The sequence below is a fragment of the Nocardia sp. NPDC004860 genome (assembly GCF_040609015.1).
Lineage (GTDB): Bacteria > Actinomycetota > Actinomycetes > Mycobacteriales > Mycobacteriaceae > Nocardia.
Window position 1 is genome coordinate 408873 of the sequence record NZ_JBEXJI010000004.1, and the last position, 23136, is coordinate 432008.

23 protein-coding genes are annotated in these 23136 nt (G+C 68.4%); 12 read left to right on the forward strand and 11 right to left on the reverse strand.

Annotated features, from left to right (window positions below; all coding sequences use genetic code 11):
* Nucleotides 1-117: 117 nt before the first annotated feature.
* Nucleotides 118-1731, forward strand: a complete 1614-nt coding sequence (locus ABZV44_RS12210) for a helix-turn-helix domain-containing protein (protein WP_354835072.1) — start codon at nucleotides 118-120, stop codon at nucleotides 1729-1731.
* Here ABZV44_RS12210 and pucL read toward each other — a convergent pair.
* From pucL to glp, 4 genes are all read right to left on the reverse strand, one after another.
* Nucleotides 1713-2633, reverse strand: coding sequence for a factor-independent urate hydroxylase (gene pucL / locus ABZV44_RS12215; protein WP_354835074.1), 921 nt, complete (start codon nucleotides 2631-2633; stop codon nucleotides 1713-1715). The genes ABZV44_RS12210 and pucL overlap by 19 nt on opposite strands.
* Before the next feature lie 174 nt (nucleotides 2634-2807).
* Nucleotides 2808-3227 (reverse strand): molybdenum cofactor biosynthesis protein MoaE, encoded by a 420-nt coding sequence (locus ABZV44_RS12220; protein ID WP_354835076.1) that lies wholly within the window; start codon nucleotides 3225-3227, stop codon nucleotides 2808-2810.
* A complete protein-coding gene (gene moaCB, locus ABZV44_RS12225; protein ID WP_354835078.1) occupies nucleotides 3220-4248 on the reverse strand; it encodes a bifunctional molybdenum cofactor biosynthesis protein MoaC/MoaB in 1029 nt (342 codons plus the stop codon). Before moaCB ends, ABZV44_RS12220 begins: the two co-directional genes overlap by 8 nt.
* Nucleotides 4249-4281: 33 nt before the next feature.
* A complete protein-coding gene (glp, locus tag ABZV44_RS12230) occupies nucleotides 4282-5487 on the reverse strand; it encodes a gephyrin-like molybdotransferase Glp (protein ID WP_354835080.1) in 1206 nt (401 codons plus the stop codon).
* A gap of 107 nt (nucleotides 5488-5594) precedes the next feature.
* Here glp and moaA point away from each other — a divergent pair, with 107 nt between their 5' ends.
* The 3 genes from moaA to ABZV44_RS12245 all read left to right on the forward strand — a co-directional run bounded on the left by moaA (nucleotide 5595) and on the right by ABZV44_RS12245 (nucleotide 7378).
* A complete protein-coding gene (gene moaA / locus ABZV44_RS12235; RefSeq protein WP_354835082.1) occupies nucleotides 5595-6653 on the forward strand; it encodes a GTP 3',8-cyclase MoaA in 1059 nt (352 codons plus the stop codon).
* A complete protein-coding gene (locus ABZV44_RS12240) occupies nucleotides 6646-6888 on the forward strand; it encodes a MoaD/ThiS family protein (RefSeq protein WP_354835084.1) in 243 nt (80 codons plus the stop codon). The genes moaA and ABZV44_RS12240 overlap by 8 nt, the downstream gene beginning before the upstream one ends.
* Nucleotides 6889-6979: 91 nt before the next feature.
* Nucleotides 6980-7378, forward strand: coding sequence for a DUF1003 domain-containing protein (locus ABZV44_RS12245; protein ID WP_354835086.1), 399 nt, complete (start codon nucleotides 6980-6982; stop codon nucleotides 7376-7378).
* A gap of 72 nt (nucleotides 7379-7450) precedes the next feature.
* Here ABZV44_RS12245 and nadE read toward each other — a convergent pair whose 3' ends face one another.
* Complete coding sequence (nadE, locus tag ABZV44_RS12250; RefSeq protein WP_354835088.1) at nucleotides 7451-8287, reverse strand: ammonia-dependent NAD(+) synthetase; 837 nt, start codon at nucleotides 8285-8287, stop codon at nucleotides 7451-7453.
* A gap of 29 nt (nucleotides 8288-8316) precedes the next feature.
* Nucleotides 8317-8895, reverse strand: a complete 579-nt coding sequence (locus ABZV44_RS12255; protein WP_354835348.1) for a helix-turn-helix domain-containing protein — start codon at nucleotides 8893-8895, stop codon at nucleotides 8317-8319.
* A 210-nt stretch (nucleotides 8896-9105) separates the two neighbouring features.
* On the opposite strand from ABZV44_RS12255, the gene ABZV44_RS12260 reads away from it, so the two are divergent.
* The 7 genes from ABZV44_RS12260 to ABZV44_RS12290 all read left to right on the forward strand — a co-directional run bounded on the left by ABZV44_RS12260 (nucleotide 9106) and on the right by ABZV44_RS12290 (nucleotide 16526).
* On the forward strand, nucleotides 9106-9672 hold the full coding sequence (locus ABZV44_RS12260; RefSeq protein WP_354835090.1) for an NAD(P)H-dependent oxidoreductase: 567 nt from the start codon (nucleotides 9106-9108) through the stop codon (nucleotides 9670-9672).
* A gap of 158 nt (nucleotides 9673-9830) precedes the next feature.
* Entirely contained in the window at nucleotides 9831-10679 is an 849-nt protein-coding gene (locus tag ABZV44_RS12265; RefSeq protein WP_354835092.1) for a G1 family glutamic endopeptidase, read from the forward strand.
* A 450-nt stretch (nucleotides 10680-11129) separates the two neighbouring features.
* A complete protein-coding gene (locus tag ABZV44_RS12270) occupies nucleotides 11130-11369 on the forward strand; it encodes a redoxin NrdH (RefSeq protein ID WP_040860114.1) in 240 nt (79 codons plus the stop codon).
* A 63-nt stretch (nucleotides 11370-11432) separates the two neighbouring features.
* Entirely contained in the window at nucleotides 11433-11903 is a 471-nt protein-coding gene (gene nrdI / locus ABZV44_RS12275; RefSeq protein ID WP_354835094.1) for a class Ib ribonucleoside-diphosphate reductase assembly flavoprotein NrdI, read from the forward strand.
* A 35-nt stretch (nucleotides 11904-11938) separates the two neighbouring features.
* Nucleotides 11939-14044 carry a class 1b ribonucleoside-diphosphate reductase subunit alpha gene (gene nrdE / locus ABZV44_RS12280; RefSeq protein ID WP_354835350.1) on the forward strand — a complete coding sequence of 702 codons (2106 nt, stop codon included), beginning with the start codon at nucleotides 11939-11941 and terminating at the stop codon, nucleotides 14042-14044.
* 77 nt (nucleotides 14045-14121) lie between these two features.
* Entirely contained in the window at nucleotides 14122-15087 is a 966-nt protein-coding gene (locus tag ABZV44_RS12285; RefSeq protein ID WP_354835096.1) for a DUF2332 domain-containing protein, read from the forward strand.
* Between the two features lie 428 nt (nucleotides 15088-15515).
* Nucleotides 15516-16526 carry an alpha/beta hydrolase family protein gene (locus ABZV44_RS12290; RefSeq protein ID WP_354835098.1) on the forward strand — a complete coding sequence of 337 codons (1011 nt, stop codon included), beginning with the start codon at nucleotides 15516-15518 and terminating at the stop codon, nucleotides 16524-16526.
* Nucleotides 16527-16562: 36 nt separating this feature from the next.
* Here ABZV44_RS12290 and ABZV44_RS12295 read toward each other — a convergent pair whose 3' ends face one another.
* The gene (locus ABZV44_RS12295; RefSeq protein WP_354835100.1) at nucleotides 16563-16805 is read right to left on the reverse strand and encodes a hypothetical protein; all 243 of its coding nucleotides are present in this window, start codon (nucleotides 16803-16805) and stop codon (nucleotides 16563-16565) included.
* A 290-nt stretch (nucleotides 16806-17095) separates the two neighbouring features.
* Here ABZV44_RS12295 and ABZV44_RS12300 point away from each other — a divergent pair, with 290 nt between their 5' ends.
* Complete coding sequence (locus tag ABZV44_RS12300) at nucleotides 17096-18292, forward strand: lipase family protein (protein ID WP_354835102.1); 1197 nt, start codon at nucleotides 17096-17098, stop codon at nucleotides 18290-18292.
* A 42-nt stretch (nucleotides 18293-18334) separates the two neighbouring features.
* On the opposite strand, the gene ABZV44_RS12305 is transcribed toward ABZV44_RS12300, so the two are convergent.
* The 4 genes from ABZV44_RS12305 to ABZV44_RS12320 all read right to left on the reverse strand — a co-directional run bounded on the left by ABZV44_RS12305 (nucleotide 18335) and on the right by ABZV44_RS12320 (nucleotide 22988).
* Nucleotides 18335-19615, reverse strand: a complete 1281-nt coding sequence (locus ABZV44_RS12305) for a helix-turn-helix domain-containing protein (RefSeq protein WP_354835104.1) — start codon at nucleotides 19613-19615, stop codon at nucleotides 18335-18337.
* A 312-nt stretch (nucleotides 19616-19927) separates the two neighbouring features.
* Nucleotides 19928-20584: a histidine phosphatase family protein gene (locus ABZV44_RS12310; protein ID WP_354835106.1), complete on the reverse strand. Its 657-nt coding sequence runs from the start codon at nucleotides 20582-20584 to the stop codon at nucleotides 19928-19930.
* 434 nt (nucleotides 20585-21018) lie between these two features.
* Nucleotides 21019-22323 carry a HAMP domain-containing sensor histidine kinase gene (locus ABZV44_RS12315; RefSeq protein WP_354835108.1) on the reverse strand — a complete coding sequence of 435 codons (1305 nt, stop codon included), beginning with the start codon at nucleotides 22321-22323 and terminating at the stop codon, nucleotides 21019-21021.
* Nucleotides 22320-22988, reverse strand: a complete 669-nt coding sequence (locus ABZV44_RS12320; RefSeq protein ID WP_354835110.1) for a response regulator transcription factor — start codon at nucleotides 22986-22988, stop codon at nucleotides 22320-22322. Before ABZV44_RS12320 ends, ABZV44_RS12315 begins: the two co-directional genes overlap by 4 nt.
* Between the last annotated feature and the right edge of the window lie 148 nt (nucleotides 22989-23136).

Below are 23136 nucleotides of genomic sequence, written 5' to 3' on the forward strand. Positions count from 1 at the left end.
GCGACCACCCTACCGACCGGCTGTGAGCCCGCCGCAGCACGCCGGAAACCGCGTGGAAATAACAGCCTCCTACCGTGACGGACTATCCGGACCGACCACGGGAGGTGCGCTGTGCGGGTGCGCGACATTCTCGATGCGCCGCAGTTGCGGATGCGACTGCTGCACGGGGACGCGGGGGAACTGGATCGGCCGGTCGCCAGGGTCTGTGCGACGGACATGCCCGACCCCCGGCCCTTCGTGACACCGGGTGCGCTGGTGTGTACCGGATTGGTGTGGCGGCGGCAGGCGACGGACGCGGACCGCTATGTGGGCCTGCTGGCGGGAGCCGGGGTCGCCGGCGTGGTGGCCGGGCAGGCGCTGCACGGGCACGTGCCCGAGGATGTGGTCGAGGCCTGTCGCCGGCACGGATTGCCGCTGCTGTCCGTACCTCAGAGCGTGCCGTTCAGCCGGATCATCGAATACCTGGCCGAGCAGGCGGCGGAGGTGCGCTGGCGACGGGTGCAATCGCGCGCCGACCGGCAGCGCAGGCTGCTGACCGCGGTCGCCGCCGGGACGGCTATCGAGGTCCTGATCGCGGATTTCGCTGCGGAACAGCGGGTTTCGGCCTGGATCCTGACTTCGACCGGGACGGTCATCGCCGGCACCGAGGACCTGGCCGAGCCGGACATCGATCGCATCGTCGCCACCGCGCTCACCGCGCCGCGCCTGCCCGCGGTCACTACCGGCGCGATGCGAGTCCTCCAGGTCGGTGCGGGCGACCGCATTACCGCCTGGTACCTGGTGATCCGCCCGTCGGCTCCGGAACTCGACCCGTTCGGCGCGGATCTGGCGGCCGTGGCGGAGCTGTATCGGCAGCGTCGCGCCGACCGGCAGCATCTGGATTGGGAACTGGCCGACCGCTTCCCGGTGCCGTTCGCCGAACGGGCGGACCGGTGCGAGGTGGCCCTCGTCTGCGAGGTCCACGCCGCCGACGGGCTGACCGGACCCGGATCGAAACCGGATGTGCCGCAGCGCCGATCGATGTCGGGGGGTGTCGCGGGCGCCATCGAACGGGCGGGAGCACCGGCTCACGCTGCGGGACCTGTGGCACCGCGGCAGGTTTCGAGCTGGGCCGATTCGTCCGCCGGACTGCTGGCCGTACGTGCGGCCCTGCACGACGCCCTGCCGGATATCGCCACGTCGATCGACCGCGAAGGCAGGCTGGCCGGCGTGACGGCCGGAACCCAGGACGGCATCGCGGCCACGGTGGTCCGCCGTCTCGGGCGAATCGCACCAGCGCTCACCGAGATTCGGCTCGCGGTCGGCGTGAGCGCCCGGCAGCCGGAGGAGACCCTGGCGGGTGCGATCGGCGCGGCCGCGGCCGCCGCCACCGCGGCCCGCGACGACACGACCCCGGTCAGCCTGCGGGTGGCCGATATCGATTCGGCCGTCGGCCTGCTCACCGCGGTGCCCGGCGGCCTCCAGCGGAGATTCGCCGAACGGGTACTGGGTCCGGTGCTGGAGTACGACCGCCGGCACGGGGCCGGACTGCTGGAGACGCTGGAGGTGTTTCTCGGGTGCGAAGGCTCGTGGCGGCAGGCGGCCGATCGAATGCACCTGCACATCAATACCGTTCGCTATCGGATCGGCCGGATCGAGGAGCTCACCGGGCGCGATTTCGGGCGGCTCGACGATCGGCTGGATCTGTATCTGGCGGTGCGCACGCTGGCCGGTCAGACCGCGCCGGTGTAGGGATCCCAGGCGGTTCCGGCCTCCGGAGCGCCCTCGCGCAGCACACTCGCCTGGATCAGGCCGTAGGGGCGGTCGTCGGCGTGGAAGACCTCGCCCTGGTTCGGGACGCCGAATCGGTCTGTGTCATAGGCGAAGTGGTGTTTGTTGGGGGCCGACATGCGGATCTCCGCCAGGCACGGATACGCCGCCAGCGCGGCCCGGCCCATCTCGAACAGGGTCTGCTGCAAGGCCTTCGAGTGCAGGGTCGCGAAGGTCTCGACCATGACGGCGCGGATCCCGTGGTAGGCGGCATCCCAGTCCTCGGGCGGGGTGGCGAAGCGCCACCGGGCGATCAGGCTGGTGGCCAGGATCCGGTCGTGGGCGGGTTCGAGGACGGTGAACGGGTCTTCGAGGAAACCCGCGAACTCCGAACCCGTGGACTTGAGGATCACCAGATCCTTGACGCCCCCGATCACCCACTCGCGGCGGTCCGTACCGGTCCCGCTCACGGTGATCGCCGCGATCCGCACCTCCGGCCCCACCCGCGTCCAGGTGTGGTCGTGCCCGCTGCCGCCGACCGGAACCCGTTGCCACGCATACTCTTCGATCTCGAGACGCGCCGAATCCACGGGCTCGATGTCGTCGACGAAATGCCGGGCCAGTGCCAGCCCGTACTCCTCGATGCTGCCGTCGCCGTGGCGCTTGGCGTAGGTGTAGATGGTCTGTTTCTGCGAATCCGTCGGCAGCACCGTGCCCTGATCGCCGACGGTGTGCGCGTCGTCGAACGCGCCGCGCAGGCACGAGGACACGTTCAGGTCCCGGATCTCGTGCCTGGCGGTATCGCGGTAGATGCGCACCACCCGGTTCTCGGCCTTGCCGTACTGGTGCGGGCCGAGCACGATCCGGCCGCCGGCTTCGCTCATGGTCGCCTCCCGTCGCTGATCACTGTGCCCCACTGTGACGTATGGGAGCCGCCGCACACGCTGGTTCCGAGGACAAAACGGCGTACTCCGCCACCGCGACGTTTGGGCGAATCGGACAAAGCGCGGTCCCGGCGCTGCCTGGCCTGACGATCAACCGACCCTGTGCCGGTCGGATCACCCGCAGGCGTTGACCCATTCCGAGAGGCCGTCGGTGAACATCTGGCGCTTCCAGATGGGGACCTCGTGCTTGATGCGGTCGACCAGTTCGGCGCAGGTGGTGAAGGCTTCGGCGCGGTGGGGCGCGGCGACGGCGACGACGATCGCGAGATCTCCGATGGTCAGGGGGCCGACGCGGTGCACGGCCGCCACCGGCAGTCCGGAGGACTCGGCGACTTCCGCGCACACCTTGCGCAGGAACTCCTCGGCCTGCGGGTGCGCCGAGTACTCCAGCGCCGAAACCGATTGCCCGCCATCGTGATCGCGCACCTTGCCGGTGAACACCACGATGCCGCCGTGCTCGGGCCCGCTCACCGCCTGCTCCACCTCGGCCGGATCCAGCGGCTGATCGCTGATCCGGGCCAGCAGTTCACTCATGGCTGCCTCCTCCGGCCACCTGGGCCAGCAGATGTTCGAGAAGCGGTGTCATCACGGCCATGCCGTCCTTCACCCCGCCCGGCGAACCGGGCAGATTGACGATCACGGTGCGTCCGGCCAGGCCCGCCACGCCCCGGCTGAGCGCGGCGAGCGGGAACTTGGCGGTGCCCGCCTGGCGGATGGCGTCGGCCACGCCCGGCAGCTCCCGATCGAGCAGGGCCAGCGTCGCCTCCGGGGTGCCGTCGGTGGGGGAGGCCCCCGTGCCGCCGGTGCTGATGACCAGATCCGGCTCGGTGGACAGTGCATCCGCGAGGCCGAAGGCGATATCGGCGTCCGCGAACACCAGCGGCCCGCGCACCGAGAAGCCCTGCGCGCCCAGCCATTCGGTCAGGGCGGGGCCGGTGGTGTCCTCGCGGCTACCGGCGGCGACCCCGGTCGAAGCGACCACGACGGTGGCCGTCCGGCCCGCGCCCGCGAGCGGAGTCGTTGCGGCAGCGGTCTTTTCGCGCTTCTCGTGCCGGCGCTGGTGCTCGCCGTGGTGGACCTCGGCCTCCGGCCGCACCCAATGTCCGTGCTTCCCGCCCTCTTTGGTGATCAGCCGCACCCCGTTCAGGGTCGCCGCCGGATCGACCGCCTTCACCATGTCGTGCAGCGTGAGGCCCGCGACCGCGACCGCGGTCAGCGCCTCCATCTCGACGCCGGTCGGCCCCTTGGTCTTGGCGCTCGCCTCGATGGTGATGGTGGTGTCGGTGAAGCCGAAGTTCACGGTCACCGACGACAGCGCCAGCTGATGGCACAGCGGAATCAGCTCGGAGGTCTTCTTCGCGCCGTTGATGCCGGCGATGCGCGCGGTGCTGAGCACATCGGCCTTGGGCATGTCGTCGGCGCGGACCAGCCGGACGACCTCGGCGGTGGTCTGCAGTTCGCCCGCGGCGACCGCGATGCGCGCGGTGTCGGCCTTCGCGCTCACATCGACCATGCGGGCGCGACCTTCACGGTCGACATGCGACAACTCACTCATGGCAACCACCTTGGCACAGGCAGGACGTGTCGTTCACAGCGGCCGGACCTCGACAATCGTGCCCGCCGGCAGCTCGGTCGCGGTGGCCGGAACATCGATGAGGACATCGGCGTGGGCCATGGCGGCGATCAGATGCGAGCCCTGACCCGACACCAGCGCCACCCCGCCCTCGGCGAGCTTGCCGCGCAGGAACTGCCGCTTCCCGGCGGGGGAGCGGACCGGTTCCAGCAGTGGCAGTTCGGAAATCGGCAGCGCGGGCAGACCCGCCAGCTCGCGCAGGATGGGGCGGGCGAAGACCTCGAAGGACACCATGGTGCTCACCGGATTGCCCGGGAAGCTCAGCACCGGCACCCCGTCCACCATACTCAGCCCCTGCGGGCCGCCGGGTTGCATTGCCACCGAGCCGAATTCGCCGCCCCGCGCCGACAGCACCTCCTTGACGACCTCGAAGTCACCCATGGAGACGCCGCCGGAGGTGAACACCACATCGGCCTGCGCCACGGCCTCGGCCAGCCGGGCCCGGAACTCGTCGTGGTCGTCGGTCGAATGCGCCACCGACACCACCTCGACACCGTTGTCGGTGAGGGCCGCGGCGAGTGCGATGCCGTTCGAGTTGAAGATCTGGCCGGGCAGCAGGGTCGCCCCGGCGGGTCGCAGTTCGTCACCGGTGGTGAGGACCGCCGCGTACACGGGTCGCCGCACCGGCAGTTCGCCCAGCCCGACCGCCGCCAGCGCCGCGATGTGCCGGGGTCGCAGCAGGGTGCCCGCGGCCGCCAGCAACTGCCCGGCGCGTACGTCGGTGCCCGGCTCGCGCACGAAATCGCCACTGGCACGGCTGGTTCGGATCGTCACGGTGACGCCGTCGGACTCGGTGTGCTCCACCGGCACCACGCAGTCCGCCCCGGGCGGCACGGGTGCGCCGGTCATCACCTTGACGGCGCTGCCCGCGGGCAGCGTCAGCTGCTCGGTGTTCCCGGCCGCCACCACGCCGACCAGCGGTAGGGTCGCGGGGACGATGGCCACCGACTCCGCGAGCACCGCGTACCCGTCCATGGCCGAGTTCCGGAACACCGGCAGATCCAGGGGCGCGTACACATCCACGGCCAGCCGCCGCCCCAGCGCCCGGTCCATCGGCACCGTCTCGGCGGCGCGTCCGGCCAGCGGCCGGAGCACATCCTCGATGCGTCGGCGGTGGTCGTCGACGGGTCGGGCCGGGGCTAGCGCGTGCCGGGAACTCATGCCGGTGAGCCTATACGCGGGTGGATCCTCCAGGCCGTGACCGGCTGTTCGCCGGGCTCGCCTCGTAGGAATCTACGAACACTTGCGGTCCCGGCAATAATGGTGCAATGACCGTGGTCGCGATGGGTATGCCCGCTGTGCGAACCGGGCGGCCCGCGATGGACGGACGCCCGGACACGCCCCTGCTGCTGGACCGTTTCGGCCGGGTCGCGCGGGACCTGCGGGTATCCATCACCGAGAAGTGCTCGCTGCGCTGCACCTACTGCATGCCGGAGGAGGGTCTGCCACCCATCCCCGCCGACGAACTGCTCTCCACCGAGGAGATCGTGCGCCTGGTGACGCTCGCGGTCCGCGAACTGGGTGTGCACGAGGTGCGATTCACCGGCGGCGAACCGCTCATGCGGCGCGATCTGGAAAGCATCATCGCCGGTTGCCATGCGGCGCTGCCGGATACGCCGCTCGCCATGACCACCAATGGCGTCGGGCTCGAGCATCGGGCGCGCGGACTGGCCGCGGCCGGGCTGCGGCGCATCAATGTCTCGCTCGACACCGTGGACCGCGACGGCTTCCACCGGCTCACCCGCCGGGATCGGCTCGATTCGGTGCTGGCCGGGATCCGCGCCGCCATCGCGGCCGGGCTCGCCCCGCTCAAGGTCAACGCGGTGCTCATGCGCGAAACCCTGGACGGCGCGGCCGACCTGTTGCAGTGGTGCCTGGACGAGGGCGCGGAGCTGCGGTTCATCGAGGAGATGCCGCTGGACGCCGACCACGAGTGGGCGCGCGCCAATATGATCACCGCCGCCGAACTCCTCGACGTGCTCGGCACCCGCTTCGACCTGACCGAGACCGGCCGCGAGGATCCCTCCGCGCCCGCCGAACGCTGGCTGGTCGACGGCGGCCCGGCCACCGTCGGCATCATCGCCTCGGTGACCCGCAAGTTCTGCGCGGACTGCGACCGCACCCGCCTGACTGCCGATGGCCGGATCCGCTCCTGCCTGTTCAGTGATCAGGAGTACGACATTCGCGCCGCGCTGCGGTCCGGCGCGACCGACGCCGATATCGCCGGACTGTGGCGTGGCGCCATGTGGAACAAATCGGCCGGGCACGGCATCGACGCCGCCGGCTTCGTCCCGCCCGAACGAACGATGGGAGCCATCGGTGGTTGAGGTCCGCTATTTCGCCGCGATCGCCGATGCGGTCGGCAAGGAGAAGGAAACCCTGGACCTGCCGTCCGGGGCCACCGTCGCCGACTTGCGCACCACCCTCTCGGCGGTCTACGGCCCGAAGCTGGACCCCATGTTGAAGGTCTGCGCCTATCTGATCGGCGACGAACTCACCCGCGACGCGGCCACCCCCCTCTCCCCGCGCGTGGACGTGCTGCCCCCGTTCGCGGGCGGCTGACCCGTGGCACGGCGACGCGCCGCCGCGAATTTCACTGCCGGGCGCTAACATTCGCCGGTCCCCGCACGCCCTCGCCAGGAGACCGATCCGAATGACGCACGCCCCCCGGCCCCAGCACCCCGCCGTCGCGAGAGTGCGGCAGGATCGTGCCGCCAGTTTCCAGTTGCGCGTTGCGGACTGGATCACGAAGTTCGCGGGCTCGATGCCCTTCGTCTACATCCACGGGATCGGCTTCGCGGTGTGGATGATCTTCCTCGAGAAGAGCCCCTGGCCCACCCTGACCCTGGTGGTCTCCCTGGAAGCGATCTTCCTGTCCACCTTCGTCATGATCGGCCAGAACCGCCAGGCCGATTTCCAGCAGGCCAAGGCCGATCACGATTTCCAGGAGCAGGAACTCGAGCTCAAGACCAATACCGAACTGACCCGGGCCATTCACGCCATGACGGCCGAGCTGCACCGCCGCCTCATCGAGGACGCGGATCAGAAATGAGCAGCGCCCGCTGCTCGATTCACAGCTGTGCCCGCCGCGCGTGAGCGCAGCGGGCACGAGGTCCGGAGCGGGTTATTTCCACCAGGTGTCGAGCGGAGTCACCGGGACGGTGCGCTTGTGGCGGGTGTTCCGGAAGATGGTCTCGACCCGCTCGGCGACCTCGGGGGCGACGGGCTTGCCCTCGAGGTAGTCGTCGATCTGGGAGTACCTGAGGCCCAAGGCTTCCTCGTCGGGCAGGGAGGGGCGATCGTCCTCGAGGTCGGCGGTCGGGACCTTCTGCCAGACGCTCGGCGGCGCGCCGAGTTCCTGGAGCAGCGCCGCGCCCTGACGCTTGGTGAGACCGGTCAGCGGGGTGATGTCGACGCCGCCGTCGCCGTACTTGGTGAAGAAGCCGGTGACCGCTTCGGCGGCGTGGTCGGTGCCGACGACCAGCATATTGAGCTGACCGGCGATGGCGTACTGCAGCAGCATGCGCTCGCGGGCTTTGATATTGCCGCGCACGAAGTCTCGCAGGCGGGGCTCCTCGTGCAGTTCCACGATGCCGAGGGCGGCTTCTCCGGCGGCGGCGTCCGCGCTGGGCTTGACGTTCACCACGACCGACCGATCGGGCTGAATGAACCGCAGGGCGATCTGGGCGTCTTCCTCGTCGAACTGGACGCCATAGGGCAGGCGCGCGGCCACGAAGGTGGCGTCGTGGCCCTCGGCGCGCAGCTCCTCGGCGGCCAGCTGGCACAGACGGCCGGTGAGGGTGGAGTCCTGGCCGCCGCTGATGCCGAGCACGAAACCGGTCGCGGGCGTGGAGCGCAGATAATCCTTGAGGAAGTCGATGCGCCGCCGCACTTCGGTTTTCGGTTCGATGTCCGGCAGGACGCCCAATTCGGCGATGATCTGTGCGCGCAGGTTCCCCATGGCCACACTCTACTGAACGGCCGGCGGCGCTATTGACCGACGGGAGCGGTCACCTGCCGGACCAGGTGTTCCCAGTGATCGCCCACCTGGTCGAGGGTGTAGCGCAATTCGCGGATCTGGTGCAGCACCAGCCCGGCGTCCAGGCTGGCCAGCAGCGTGTCCGCGGTCAGCGAGATGTCGCCGGGCGCGCCGGCCTGCCGGAGCAGCAGGGCGACATGGGTTTTCGCGATGTTGTAGGGCGGGCCGGAGTACTGCCCGCCGATGTCGGCGTTCTTGCGCACGTCGCCCTCCACCTCGACCAGGGCCAGGCGCGCCCGCCCGAAGGCGATCAGCCGCTCCACCGGTGGCGCGCCCGGGCCCAGTGGCGGCGGCCCGAACATGTAGGCCCACTGGAGTTTCTGATCGGATTGGTCGAGCAGTGCCAGCATGAGCCCGGCCCGATTGCCGAAGCGCCGGAACACCGTGCCCTTGCCGACGCCGGCGAGCTTGGCGACCGCGTCCATGGTGACGCCATCCGCGCCGCACTGGCGGACCAGCTGTTCGGCGGCGTCGAGCAGCAGCTGCCGGTTGCGGGCGGCGTCGCTGCGCTCGTGGCTGCTGCCGGGCATGAGCAGCGGCACCGAGTGCGCGGGGGGCCGCTGCGTGCCGACGGGTTCGATCGGCAGCGCGATGCTCGGCAGGGCCGGAACGACCTCATCCGGTGAGGTGTCGCGTGTCACAGGCTGTGTGCTCCTACCAGGGAATGTAACCGGACTGCAGTCCGGTTACAGTCTATCGAAAGTTCCGCTGCTGAATCAGTAACCCTTGGAGTGATCATCATGTCGCAGACCCGCATTCTCGTTCTGGTCGGCAGCCTCCGCGCCGCGTCGATCAACCGCCGCCTCGCCGAGGCCGCTGCGAAGGCCGCCCCGGAGGGCGTCGAGCTCGCGATCTACGAGGGCCTCGGTGAGATTCCTTTCTACAACGAGGACATCGACGCCGAGGGCAAGGTCCCGGCCACCGCGCAGGCGCTGCGTGACGCCGTCGCCGCCGCGGACGCCCTGCTGCTGGTGACCCCCGAATACAACGGCACCCTGCCGGCCGTGCTGAAGAACGCCATCGACTGGGCCTCCCGTCCGTACGGCGCGGGCGTGCTCAAGGATTTCCCGGCCGCGGTCATCTCCGCGTCCATCAGCCCGAACGCCGCCAAGTGGTCGCACGACGACGCCGTCAAGGCGCTCGGCGTGGCCGGTGCGAAGGTGGTCGAGGAGGCGTCGCTGAACTTCGGCGTCATCGGCCAGCGCTTCGGTGAGACCCACCCGGCCGACGATGCGGAGGCCCTGACCCAGCTGGCTGCCACCGTGCACCTGCTGGCGGAGACCGCCAACGCGCGAGCGAACGCCTGACAGGTTGGGCGAACGCCTGGCATACGCAGTGATTACTCGCTGAATTCAGCACAAGGCCACGGCTTTTGATTCGTGGCCTATAGCTTTTCCCGGACAAATCGGGCTACGGTCACACCATGAAGCTATCAACGGGCAACACTCTGTTAGGCCGTTGTTTCATGGCGGTTACCCTGGCCGTCTCGGCCGCCTCGGTGGTGGTCAATGCCGCCGACGCGGCGGCCGAGTCGTATGTCCGTCTCTATCTGGGCAACTGGGCCGGGTACGTGGTGCGGGGGGAATTCCGGGAGGTCAGCGCCACCTGGGTGCAGCCGCGGGTGGACTGTCTCAATCCGGGCATCCTGCAGCGCGTGGTGCCCTGGGTGGGATTGAACGGCGCCGCCGGGCTCGATGGCCAGGTCGCACTCCCGCTCGTGCAGACCGGCGTCGAATCCCTGTGCGCCAGTGACGTGGCCGTGTACGCGGCCCTGCCGGGTCTGCAGGTGGAATCCGCCGCCGCGGGCGTGGCGTACGCCGATCCGGACCTGGCCGGGGTGGTCATGAACGCCGGGGGCAAGCTGTCCGACCTGCTGGGCGCGGCCGCGGACGGCCTGTGCTCGCTCGGTCTCCTCGGTGGTTCCTGCACCCCCGATACGCAGGTCGACGGCTGGTGGGAACGTTACCCGGACGCGCCGGTGAGTTACGACGACGTGGCGGTCCGGCCGGGCGACATCATGCATTCGGTGGTCAGCTGGGACAACGGGCGCTACGTCATGACGTTGGAGAACCGCACCGCGAAGTGGTCCCGCACCACGGTCTCCGCCTCTCCGGTACCCGCCCACACCGCGGAGATCATCGTCGAGGGCCATCTCAGCGGCGCGCTGCCCGGTTTCGATCCGATCACCTTCACCGACATCACCATCGACGGTCTGCCACTGGCGGCCTATGACGCCGAGGCCTATGGGATCGCGGCCACCAATCGGTTGCTGACGCCCGGTCCGATCGACGGCGCGTCCTTCACCATCCGGTAGAGCGGCGCAAATGCCGCGACACGCCGAGCGGACCGGGGGCCCTGGAATTGGGGGCAGGGCTCGGCGGGGTGGCAAACCGGGTGGTCGCTCGAGTCTGCTGTGACTCGTGGGATGGGTGTTGTTCAGCGGTGATGGTGTGTTTGCTGGAAATGAACTGAATGCCGAAATTGTGATGTGCGTCGCAGTCGTGTCGAGTTGCGAATCGAGTGTCCAGGTACTTACGACACCGGAATTTCACCTTTGTGAGTCGCAACATGTCGTGTTGTATGAATCTGTCGGCCACTAGGTGTAGTGTCTTGGGAGCTGGAAGGCCACTAGGTGAACACCTCGAAGTTCACCGAGCGACCAGGGGCTTCGGTTCCACTTCCAGGGGTTTGCGCACTTACTACGTGGATCTTGTTTGAGCCGTGCACTGCAGACAGATCAAAGGCTAAGGAGAAGGGGATACCAATGACCATCACCGTTTACACCAAGCCCGCTTGTGTCCAGTGCAACGCCACGTACCGCGCCCTCGACAAGGCTGGTGTCGACTACAGCGTCATCGACATCTCCGAGAACCCCGAAGCCCGCGACTACGTCATGGCCCTGGGCTACCTGCAGGCCCCCGTCGTCGTCGCCGGTGACGACCACTGGTCCGGCTTCCGCCCGGACCGCATCAAGGCTCTGGCCGACATCGTCGCCGTCGCCTGACGCCGCGCCGCCGGTCAGGGCCGGCGGCCTCCTGCAGGTTCGTCCGAATCGAAAGGAGGGGAGATGACCGAGATGTCCAGCGCGACACCGAATCTGGTCTACTTCTCGAGCGCTTCGGAGAACACGCACCGCTTCGTCGAACGACTGGGCCTGCCCGCCGTTCGCATACCGCTTCACACCGCTGACTCGCTTCGCGTCGACCAACCCTTCGTGCTGATCGTCCCCACCTACGGGGGAGGTCGGCACGTTTTGGGTGGGCAGCGATCCGACAGGGAATTCGTGCCCCGCCAGGTGGCCAAGTTCCTCAACGACCCGCACAACCGCGCCCTGCTGCGCGGCGTGATCGCGAGCGGCAACACGAACTTCGGCGATACGTACTGCTATGCGGGAGAAGTGATCTCACGTAAGGCAGGGGTCCCGTACCTGTATCGCTTCGAACTCATGGGAACTGCCGAGGACGTCGAGCGCGTCCGAGAGGGATTGGGATTGTTTTGGCAACGACAACAGCACCGGTCGGAAAGACTGCCCGCGTAGAGCGCCCGGTCAGCGGCGACTCCGCGACCGAGGGACTGGACTATCACGCCCTCAACGCGATGCTGAACCTGTACGGCCCCAACGGCGAGATCCAGTTCGACAAGGACCGGGAAGCCGCGCATCAGTACTTCCTGCAGCACGTCAACCAGAACACGGTCTTCTTCCACAACCTGGAGGAGAAGCTCGACTACCTGGTGCGCGAGAACTACTACGAGACCGAGGTGCTCGACCAGTACTCCCGTGAGTTCGTCAAGCAGCTGTTCAAGCAGGCGTACGCCAAGAAGTTCCGGTTCCCGACCTTCCTCGGCGCGTTCAAGTACTACACCTCGTACACGCTGAAGACCTTCGACGGCAAGCGCTACCTGGAGCGTTTCGAGGACCGCGTGTGCATGGTGGCCCTGGCCCTGGCCGCCGGTGACGAGACCCTGGCGCGCGAGCTGGTCGAGGAGATCATGGACGGCCGCTTCCAGCCGGCCACCCCCACCTTCCTCAACTCGGGCAAGCAGCAGCGCGGCGAGCCGGTGTCCTGCTTCCTGCTCCGCATCGAAGACAATATGGAGTCGATCGGCCGCTCCATCAACTCCGCCCTGCAGCTGTCCAAGCGCGGCGGCGGTGTTGCCCTGTTGCTCAGCAATATTCGTGAGGCCGGCGCGCCGATCAAGAAGATCGAGAACCAGTCCTCCGGCGTCATTCCGATCATGAAGCTGCTGGAGGACTCGTTCTCCTACGCCAACCAGCTGGGTGCGCGGCAGGGCGCGGGTGCGGTGTACCTGCACGCGCACCACCCCGACATCTACCGGTTCCTGGACACCAAGCGGGAGAACGCGGACGAGAAGATCCGCATCAAGACGCTGTCGCTGGGTGTGGTGATTCCGGACATCACCTTCGAGCTGGCGAAGAAGAACGAGGACATGTACCTGTTCTCGCCGTACGACGTGGAGCGCATCTACGGCGTGCCGTTCGCCGACATCAATGTGACCGAGAAGTACTACGAGATGGTCGACGACAAGCGCATCCGCAAGTCCAAGATCAAGGCTCGCGAGTTCTTCCAGACCATCGCCGAGCTGCAGTTCGAGTCGGGCTACCCGTACATCATGTACGAGGACACCGTGAACCGGGCCAACCCGATCGCGGGCAAGATCACCCACTCCAACCTGTGCTCGGAGATCCTGCAGGTCTCCACCGCGTCGGAGTTCAACGACGATCTGTCCTACGCCAAGGTAGGCAAGGACATCTCGTGCAACCTGGGTTCGCTGAACATCGCCAAGACCATGGACTCGCCGGACCTCGGCAAGTCGGTCGAGGTCGCGATTCGCGCGCTGACCGCGGTGTCGGACCAGACCCACATCTATTCGGTGCCCTCGATCGAGCAGGGCAACAACGAGTCCCACGCCATCGGCCTGGGCCAGATGAACCTGCACGGCTACCTGGCGCGCGAGCGGGTCCACTACGGCTCCGAAGAGGGCGTGGACTTCACCAACATCTACTTCTACACGATCGCCTACCACGCGATCCGTGCCTCGAATCTGATTGCGATGGAGCGGGGTTCGGCGTTCGGCGGCTTCGCCGACTCGAAGTACGCCACCGGCGAGTTCTTCGACAAGTACACCGACCAGGCGTGGGAGCCCAAGACCGACCGCGTCGCCCAGATCTTCGCCGACGCCGGCGTCCACATCCCGACCCAGGACGACTGGCGGGCGCTGAAGGCGTCGGTCATGGAGCACGGCATCTACAACCAGAACCTGCAGGCGGTGCCGCCGACCGGCTCGATCTCCTACATCAACCACTCCACCAGCTCCATCCACCCGGTGGCGTCCAAGATCGAGATCCGCAAGGAAGGCAAGATCGGCCGTGTCTACTACCCGGCCCCCTACCTGACCAACGACAACCTCGAATACTTCGGGGACGCCTACGACATCGGCTACGAGAAGATCATCGACACCTACGCCGCGGCGACGCAGCACGTCGACCAGGGCCTGTCCCTGACCCTGTTCTTCAAGGACAGCGCCACCACCCGCGACGTCAACCGGGCCCAGATCTACGCCTGGCGCAAGGGCATCAAGACCCTCTACTACATTCGCATCCGCCAGATGGCCCTGGAAGGAACCGAGGTCGAGGGCTGCGTGAGCTGCATGCTCTGACAGGTGCTATCGATAAGGGCGTCCCGGCAACTGCCGCGGACGCCCTTTTTCGTGAAAGCCGATGTGGGGGAGGCAGGATGGAAACCGCCGATCGATACCGGGCATTCGCCGAGCAGGAGGTACGGGGCTACTCGCCCTGCTACGAGCACTGGTGCCTCGGAATCGCCGGGGATACCGAGCTTCTCGCCCTCATCGACACCCTGCCCGTGCACAAGCGCCAGCCCAACCTGATCCTCGGTGCGGCCCGCTACCTGGGCGTGACGGTGGGGCCATTCGAGGAGTTCAAGGACTTCCTGATCACCAACTGGCCCGGGATCCGGGATGTCGCCACGACCCGTCGCACCCAGACCAACGAGGTGGGCCGAACCGCGACCCTGCTCCCGCTGCTCGCCCGGCACGGCTCGGATCCGGTGGCGCTCATAGAATTCGGTGCCTCTGCCGGACTGTGCCTGTACCCCGACCGGTACAGCTACACCTACGACGACGGCCCCGCCCTCGACCCTCGAGACGGGCGCTCCACCGTCGTCCTGCCATGCGCCACCACCGGCAACCCGCCACTGCCCACCGAACTACCGAACGTCGTGCACCGCGCGGGTATCGACCTCAACCCGCTCGATGTCCGGGATCCCGAGGACGTGCGCTGGCTGGAATCTCTCGTCTGGCCCGAACAGCGAAACCGCCTGGACCGCTTGCGCCGTGCCGCCGCCATCGCCCGGGAGAACCCGCCGCATCTGGTGCGGGGCGATCTCAGCAATGCCCTGGCGGACCTGGTCCACGAAGCTCCCTCCGATATACCCGTCATCGTTTTCGGCAGTGCTGTCCTGCTCTATCTAGCCCGCACCGATCGTGCGGCTTTCCCTGCCATGATGCGAGAGCTTCCGTGTGAGTGGATTACCAACGAGCCGCCGGGAGTAGTTGATTTCGCCACCGATGCGCTCCCGGCTGGACCCGCAGACGTACACCTGGTACTTGCATCGAACGGCGTCCCGATGGCGTATACACGCCCGCACGGGCAGAGCCTCGACTGGTTCGGAAAGCGCTGAAAGACAAAGGACCAGAAGAGAGGGGATGACCGCTGCTGTGGTCGATCCCACGACCGCGCCGCCCGTTGTTGTGAACTCTCCAGAACGTGGCTCGCGCCCTGCCGATCGCGGTGCGAGCCTGGTTAGGCTCGCGGTGATTCGGGTATCGAATCACCGAACTGCGCGGTCGATGCCGGAATCGGAATCGCATCAGGACTCCCGTTTTTGGAGGTGAGTAAGAAGTCCTCTCCTGCCCCCGCATGCCGAGGACTGCTTGTTCGAGACATGTACTGCCGGTGCAGTCGCAACTGCACTCCCATCGGATGAAGACCCACCGAGCGGCCCACCTCGCACCCGCTCGGTGGGTTCTTCGGATATCACGCCGGCGCGTGAGGAGTTAGCTTGTCGCACAACATGATTCAGAGGAATCCCGGTACGGGAGCGGAGTCGTGAGGCCCCGGGCTGCCGCCGGGGTCGCGGTGGCGCTGGCGATACTCGCGTGCCCGCCGCTGGGCGCGACCGCCCATGCCGGAATGCCGTACCGGGCCGCGTCCCCGGCGGATGTGACCCGGGTGCATCAGTTCGGTCCGAACTGGGAGCGGGTGGAGGTCACCTCCGCCGCCATGGGCCGCAATGTCGCCCTCGATGTGCTGCACGGCTCCGGCGCGGGTCCCCGGCCCACCCTCTATCTGCTGGACGGGGTGGACGCCGAGGGCGTATCCGACTGGCTGACCAAGGGGCACGCGGCGGAATTCTTCGCGGACAAGCCCGTTGACGTGGTCCTGCCCGCGGGCGCCACCGGCAGCATGTACACCGACTGGCTGCATGCCGACGCCGCGCTCGGCTGGAACCGCTGGGAGACCTTCCTGACTGCCGAGCTACCCGGCGCCATCGAGCCCTATCTGCATTCCGACGGCCGCCGGGCAATCGCGGGCGTATCCATGGGTGCGCAGGGCGCGATGATGCTCGCCCATCGCCACCCCGGCTTCTACCGCGCCGTCGCCGGATTGAGCGGCTGCTACTCGACCATCGACCCTTCCGGCAGTGCGATCACCGCGCTCACCGTCGCCTCGCGCGGCGGCAACATCATGAACCTGTGGGGCCCGCCCGGCACCTTCGACTGGCTGATCCACGACAGCACCGTCTGGGCGGAAGCCCTGCGCGGCACCGTGATCTATCTGTCGGCCGCCTCCGGTCTCCCGGGCCTGCCCGATCTGACCCAGGTATTGAAGTCGCCCGACATCCCGGCCGCCCTGGAGGCCGCCGGGGGCGGCGTGGTGCTGGAGGCCGGAGCCCGCGTCTGCACCGAGCATTTCGCGAATCGACTGAGCGACTTGCGAATTCCCGCGACCGTGCACTACGAGCCGACCGGAATTCACGCCTGGGAGGACTTCTCCGCCGAGCTGGGCCCGGCCTGGGATACCCTCGCCACCGCGTTCGCCTCGCCCTCCGGGCGGTAGCCGCTCTGCCCGAATACGCCTGGGGTACAGGGTATCTCAGTGTCGAAATCCGTAGCGGGGCAGTCGGCGGAGTCCCGGCCGGATCCGGCTGTCCACCGTCACGGCCAGTCCGGCGTGCACGGCCGCCACGGTGAAGTCGGACGCCTCTTTCCAGGTGGCCGCGTATTCCATGGTGAGTTCGGCCCCTTCGTCGGGCCCGCCCAGGTACACGGTGACGCGATGGGTGAGCGCCTCCCCGAGGCTGTCGAACAGAACCTTGCCTTCGGTGATGCCGGCCATGCGTGCTGCTCCTCGAATAGTGGCGGGGAGACGCGCGAGCCGACACCTGTGGCGGCTGCGCGTCTCTGTAACCGAAAGTAACCGGATTGGTTTGCGAGGGAACGTTTTCCGGTTCGACCTTGGAGATGTCACAAGCGCCGCGCGAGGGTAGTTGTTACGCGTTGGAACAGAAATGTTGGCACCCCAGACTGGACACGCGCTCACAAACGATCACGGTGCCCATTGTGACTATTCGGAAGGTTCGTGCTCCCCTCTGGCCCGGCACATCGCGCCTTCCTACGCTGCCCGGCATGAGGATTCGCGTTCCCATCGCGGTGATCGGCGCGCTGCTGCTGACCGTCGCCGCGGGATCGGCTGCCGCACAGCCACTTCTCGCCGCGCCCGATCCGGACCCCTTCTACGCCGCCCCCGCCGATCTGGCCGACCACCAGCCCGGCGACGTGCTCGCCGTGCGTGCCATGCCCGCACTGCCCACCTTCCCCGACACCGATATCACGCTGATCAAGTTCCGCTCCACCGACTCCACCGACCGGCCCATCGCGGCCACCACCACGGTGCTGTCCCCGCGCAACCGCCGCCCGGACGCGCCGGTGCTGTCCTACCAGCAGATCATCAATGGCCTCGGCGCGCAGTGCGCGGTCTCCCGCGTGCTCTACACCAGCGACCCGAACCTCGTGGTCCGCGAGGCCCCCGCCTGGAACGTGCTGCTGCGGCGCGGCTGGACCCTGGCCCTGCCCGACCACCTCGGACCCCGATTCGCCTACGGCGCGGCCAAACTCGGCGGTCAGATCACGCTGGACGGCATCCGCGCCGTGCAGCGGGTGCCTGATCTGCGGGCCGAGCACAGTCCGGTCGCCATGGCCGGATACTCGGGCGGCGGCATGGCCACCGCGTGGGCCGCGGCGCTGGCCGCCACCTACGCCCCCGACCTGCACCTCGCGGGCGCGGCCATGGGCGGCGTGCCGATGAACCTGGTCAGCATGCTGGAAACCCTGGGCATGAACCGGCATCCGGCCTTCGGACTGGCGCTGGCGGCCGGGCTGGGCCTGGAACGCGAATATCCGGACCGATTCCCGCTCACGGACCAGCTCAACGCGCACGGTCTGGCCGTGCGCGACCGGCTGCTCAACAGCTGCACCAATGACATTCTGGCCGCGGGCGCGGGCCAGGGCGCGCTGGATATCGCCAAGTCGACGGTCATGACCGAGGACCCGCAGGCCCGCTCGGTGGTGGCGGAGAACAGCCTGGAGCTGTACCCCGGCATCCCCGATATGCCTGTCTTCGAATGGCATTCACCCATCGACGGCCTGATTCCCGTGGACGCCGTGGTGGACACCGTGCACCGCTACTGTGCGGCCGGCGCGCAGGTGTGGAGCGTGCAGGTTCCGGTGCCCGACCATCTCACCGCCGCCGTCCTCGGTCTCCCGCCCGCGCTCGCCTGGCTGGATGCCCGCCTGCGCGGCGAGCCGGCACCGACCAACTGCTGAACCCGCCGGCCGATTACCGACGGGCCGGCCGACCGCCGCAGGTCAGCAGCCCGCCGCCTGATAGGTGCGGGCCACCAGCGCCGAACGCAGGTACCACAGCCCCGACGCCTGGGTGGGATCGAACCCGGTCAGCTGTCCGATCCGCTTGAGCCGGTAGTCCACGGTATTGGTGTGCACGTGCAGCATGCGCGCCGTGCGCTGCCGGTTCAGGTTGTTGCTGATGTGCGACTGCAGCGTCTCCAGCAGCTCGGTGTGCTCGTCGAGCGGATCCAGCAGCGACCCAAGATGATCGCGGCCCGGTCCCGGCCGGGTGAGCTGATATTCCAGTGCCAGCTCGTCGAAGCGGAACAGCCCGCGCACCAGCCGCAGCCGGTGCACGATGTCGAGCAGCTCGTGCGCCTGGTCGGCGGCATCCGGAATCTGTTGCGGCGCAGCGGAAACCAGCGTCGCGGTGATCGGCACCCGGGCCGCCCGCGACAGCTGCTCGACCAGTTCGTCCAGCTGCTGGTCCGCGAGCGCCGTGACCGGCACCAGCAGCGTGCCGCCGTCCACGCTCAGCAGCGACAGCACGCGGTCGGGATACCGGTGGGCCAGTTCGGCCTGTATCCGGCGCAGCTTGCGCCGCGCCACCACCGCACCGTCCACGGTGGGGGAGTGCTCCTCGGGATGCTCGGGAATCGCCAGCGCCAGTACGTGATACGTCTCGGCGATCTCGATCCCGCATTCGCGCGCCATGGTGGAGGTGCTGTGCCCGCCCAGCAGCGCGGAGGTGAGCGTGTGCACGGCGGTGTGGTGTTCGCTCACCACCGACCGCAGCTCCCGCACATAGGCCATGGCCACCGCAGAGGTCATCCGGTCCAGCAGCTCCACCACGAGTTTGGCCCCGCCCATGATGCTGTCCATGTCGGCGGCCGCGATGACCAGCGTGACATCGCCGTCGTCGTCCTCGCGGCGCACGTGCCCGGCCATGGCATTGGCCATCACCAGCTCCGACCCGATCTTGAAGCCCTCGTGGATGGCGTGGTGGATGGTGTCGATCGGAATGCCCTCGCGCGCCCACTGCGCGGCCGCCTCCTCCAAACGCTTTGTCTTCTCCGGAATGTCGCGCCCGTCCAGCATGCCCACCGCCAGCTCCAGGCAGGTGCGGGTGATGGCGGTGACGTCGCCGTGAATGGCGTCGCCGGGCAGCGTCCCGCACGGCGCGACGGTTTCGACGAAATGCCCCACCATGTGCTGCGCGAGTCCGCGCACATCCTTGAGCGGCGACGATATCGGGTTGCCCGACACGGTGAGCCCCGCCCGGGCCGGAATTCCCACGGACATCCGTGACTCCCTTCCACCCCCGGGTTGTGCCCCTTCCGGGACCTGAAACGCTAACGGATGCCGCCGGTACCAGCGGCCGGATCGATCTCTCCTGTGAGGCACAGTAATGCGCTTTCGGCGCTCTTGTGACTTCTCACATGCGCCAGGCCGGCCCCGCATGACGGCCGGGCAGCGTCGACGCGGGGCAATTCGCGTGGACACGCGGGTGAAACGGGCGCCCGCCCGAGGCGTGAGAGCGCCACCGGGGTGATCTATCCGACTCCCCTCGGAACGGAATCCTGTCAGCCCGGGTGGACATGCCCGGGGCGGTGATCAGCCCAGGTGGCTGGTGTCGTTGTACGAGGTGAGCCGCATCCCGGAATCGCCTCGCTCCCAACGGGTTATGGACGCGTTGCGGACCTGGGCGCTGGTCTGGGCGCTGATCTCGGCCTCGCTCAGATCCCCGAAGATGTAGCGGGTCAGCACGATTGCGATGTCATGGGTGAAAACCAGGACATGGCCGTGCATTTCGCGGAGCACGGCCCGCAGCCGGAGCGCGACGTCGGGCCAGGATTCGCCGCCCGGCGGGCGATGGTAGAAGCCGCCCGAGCGCTGCATCTCCCGGAATTCGTCCGGGTAGCGGCGCTGAATGCCGATTCTGGTGAGCCCGAACAGCACCCCGGGCTCCCGGTCCCGGATCCGCTCGTCGAAGTGCACGGGCGGCGTCGACAGGAAAACGAGCGCGATGCGGGCGGTCTCGCGGGCGCGCAGGTACGGCGAGCAGAGCACCAGGTCGAAGCCCGGATCGAACCCGGCCAGCCGCCTCCCGGCCGCCGCCGCCTGCGCCGCGCCCAGCTCGGTCAGCGGCACGTCGGCATCCCGTGTGCCCGTGATGAATTCCTCCGCCCCGGTGTACGGCGCCGCGTTGACGGTGCTCTGGCCGTGTCGCACCATGGTCAGTGATTCCAGTCCCGCTCCCGTCGCGTCCACCCATATATCGTGCGCGCAACCATCGCTGACCGCCCGGTGAAATGGTGAGTTCGCCCAATGACCACACTCGGTGACCCCCGCGATGCCCGGACCGGTCCGCCGGTGCGACTGGACGAACTGCCGCTGGGTCCCGTGCAGTACAAGCTGCTCGCGCTGGTCGGCGCGGAGATGACGGTCTCCGACGCCTACCTGTGGGAGACCATGCCCGCCCGGGTGCGCGGGCGGATGATCGCCATCGCCTACACCCTCGGCTTCTGCACGGTCCCCGCCGTCGGCTTCCTGGCCCGCTGGCTGGTGCCGCTGCGGCCCCTGGGGATCGACGGCCGGCGCTGGCTGTTCATGCTCGGCGGCGTCGGCGCGACGCTGGTGTTCGTGGCGGGGCGGCACATGCCGGAGTCGCCGCACCGGGAGGCGGATCCGCGCACCGGGTTTCGCTACCGGTGCGCGGCGACCGGACTGCCCACCGTGATGTCGGCGGGCGGCAGCCACAGCGTGGCGATGGTGCCGCCGCCGACCGCGGGCTCGATGGAGGCATTGCCACCATGCGCCTGCGCCACCCAGGCGACCAGCGCCAGCCCGATGCCATTGCGCCCGCTGCGCCCGGCCGCGCCGCGATTGAACGGGCTGGCCGACATGACCGGATCGACGCCCGGGCCGTGATCGCGAATGCTGACCCGCCCCTCCGCCACGTGCACCTCGACCGGCGCGGCCCGGTTCACCGCGCCGTGGGTCAGCCCGTTCTCCAGCATGTTCCGGATCGCCAGGCTCAGCAGCTGCGGATCGCCCACCACCACGCTCGGGTGCGCGGTCACCACGATGCGCTCGTCGGCGGCCTCCTCGGCCACCGCCTCGGCCAGCTGATCCAGTCGCAGCAGGGTGCGCTCGGGTTCGGCGATGCCGGACTGCATGCGGGCGCGGGCCAGCAGCCCGGTCACCAGGCGCGCCATCCGATCCGCGAGCCGGCGCGCCTCGGCCAGCGTCTGCTGTACCTCCTCGGGCTTGGGCCGGGATTCGGTGAGCAACTTCAAGGTGGTGAGCGGCGTACGCAATTCGTGCGCGGCATCGCCGAGGAACTGCTCGTGCTCGTCCAGCATGCGCAACGCCTGCCGCTGGCTGCGCCCCGACAGCAGGAAAGTGGCCGCCGCCGACAGCAGGACCAGCAGGCCACCGCCGGCGATCAACTCCCACACCAGGATTCGATGCGCCCCGGCGTCGGCCATGGCCTCGGTCCCGGCCAGGATGACCACGATGCTGTCCCAGTCGTTCCAGAACACCGGGGCGCCCGCCACCGTCACCGAGCGGCCGGTGATGTCGGTGCCCGCGAACCGGCTGCCCTGATAGAGCAGGCCGTCGGCGTGATCCTCGGTTTGCGTTGCGAGTGTGGAGATCTGGGTGTCGTCGGGCATGAGCGAACGCTGGTAGGTGTGCGCCTGCTTCCACGGCTCGCCCGGTTTGCGCACCGCCACCACGACCGCCGTCGAACCCTTGGCCAGCTCGTCGTCGATGACGGTGGACAGGTCCAGCACCTGCTTGTCGTCGTGCTGAATGGCCCGGGCCAGCCCGCCCGCCACCTGCTCGGCCTGATCCTGCGCCCTGGTTTGGCGCGCGTGCGCGTCGATGGAGGCGGCCACGAAGCCGAACACCAGCACGGCCGTCGCGGTGATCACGGTGACCAGCGCGGTCATGATCCAGCGGGCCCGCTTCAGCCGGGCCACGGCGGGGGAGCGGTGCGCGCTCACGAGATCCCGCCGCCGATGAGGAATCCCGTACCCCGCACGGTCTCGATCACGCTCGGCTCCCCGAGCTTGCGGCGCAGCTTCGCCACCACCGCGTCCACCACATTCGAAGCGGGCTCGGCCATTTCGTCCCAGCAGCACTCGATGAGATCGGTGCGGGTCACCACGCTGCCGCGCCGGGTCGCCATGAGCTCGAGCACCGCGAACTCCTTGGGGGTGAGCATCAGCATGATGCCGGCGCGGGTGACCCGGCGGCGCATCAGGTCGATATCGATGTCCGCCACCGCGATTCGCGACGCGGTGGGCTGTTCGCGGCGGCGGCACAGCGCCCGCACCCGCATCACCAGCTCCGGCAGCGCGAAGGGTTTGGTCAGGTAGTCGTCGGCGCCGTGCTCGAAACCGGCCAGCCGATCGTCGAGCCCGTCGCGGCCGGTGAGCATGAGCGCGGGCACCGTGTGCCCGGCGCTGCGCGCCCCGGCGACCAGGTCCAGGCCGTCGCCGTCGGGCAGGCCGCGATCCACCACCAGGCAGTCGTAGCGATTGATGGCGATCTTGAAATCCGCGTCGGCGATGCTCTGGGCGAGGTCGACCGCGAACCCGGCCGAGCGCAACCCATCGGTCACCTCACGGCAGAGTTGGTGGTCGTCCTCCAGCACCAAAACACGCACAGAGGCAGAGAGTAGGGCATCCCGGACGCCTGCCCAACGGCTGCGGCGACCGGATCGGCGAAAAATGATCGGAAAATGATCCGACGGCAAACCGGCGCGCTACCACCGGCTTCCGACCCTCTCACGGAACCGCCCGCCAGGTCGAGGG

Bases quoted from the DNA above. Each gene is read 5' to 3' on its own strand.
- ABZV44_RS12220 (WP_354835076.1), bottom strand. From the start codon at position 3,227: ATGAGTGAACTGCTGGCCCGGATCAGCGATCAGCCGCTGGATCCGGCC.
- ABZV44_RS12305 (WP_354835104.1), bottom strand. From the start codon at position 19,615: ATGTCCGTGGGAATTCCGGCCCGGGCGGGGCTCACCGTGTCGGGCAAC.
- ABZV44_RS12260 (WP_354835090.1), top strand. From the start codon at position 9,106: ATGTCGCAGACCCGCATTCTCGTTCTGGTCGGCAGCCTCCGCGCCGCG.
- ABZV44_RS12255 (WP_354835348.1), bottom strand. From the start codon at position 8,895: ATGCCCGGCAGCAGCCACGAGCGCAGCGACGCCGCCCGCAACCGGCAG.
- ABZV44_RS12245 (WP_354835086.1), top strand. From the start codon at position 6,980: ATGACGCACGCCCCCCGGCCCCAGCACCCCGCCGTCGCGAGAGTGCGG.
- moaA (WP_354835082.1), top strand. From the start codon at position 5,595: ATGACCGTGGTCGCGATGGGTATGCCCGCTGTGCGAACCGGGCGGCCC.
- nadE (WP_354835088.1), bottom strand. From the start codon at position 8,287: ATGGGGAACCTGCGCGCACAGATCATCGCCGAATTGGGCGTCCTGCCG.
- ABZV44_RS12285 (WP_354835096.1), top strand. From the start codon at position 14,122: ATGGAAACCGCCGATCGATACCGGGCATTCGCCGAGCAGGAGGTACGG.
- nrdI (WP_354835094.1), top strand. From the start codon at position 11,433: ATGACCGAGATGTCCAGCGCGACACCGAATCTGGTCTACTTCTCGAGC.
- glp (WP_354835080.1), bottom strand. From the start codon at position 5,487: ATGAGTTCCCGGCACGCGCTAGCCCCGGCCCGACCCGTCGACGACCAC.
- ABZV44_RS12270 (WP_040860114.1), top strand. From the start codon at position 11,130: ATGACCATCACCGTTTACACCAAGCCCGCTTGTGTCCAGTGCAACGCC.
- pucL (WP_354835074.1), bottom strand. From the start codon at position 2,633: ATGAGCGAAGCCGGCGGCCGGATCGTGCTCGGCCCGCACCAGTACGGC.
- ABZV44_RS12300 (WP_354835102.1), top strand. From the start codon at position 17,096: ATGAGGATTCGCGTTCCCATCGCGGTGATCGGCGCGCTGCTGCTGACC.
- ABZV44_RS12265 (WP_354835092.1), top strand. From the start codon at position 9,831: ATGGCGGTTACCCTGGCCGTCTCGGCCGCCTCGGTGGTGGTCAATGCC.
- ABZV44_RS12295 (WP_354835100.1), bottom strand. From the start codon at position 16,805: ATGGCCGGCATCACCGAAGGCAAGGTTCTGTTCGACAGCCTCGGGGAG.
- moaCB (WP_354835078.1), bottom strand. From the start codon at position 4,248: ATGAGTGAGTTGTCGCATGTCGACCGTGAAGGTCGCGCCCGCATGGTC.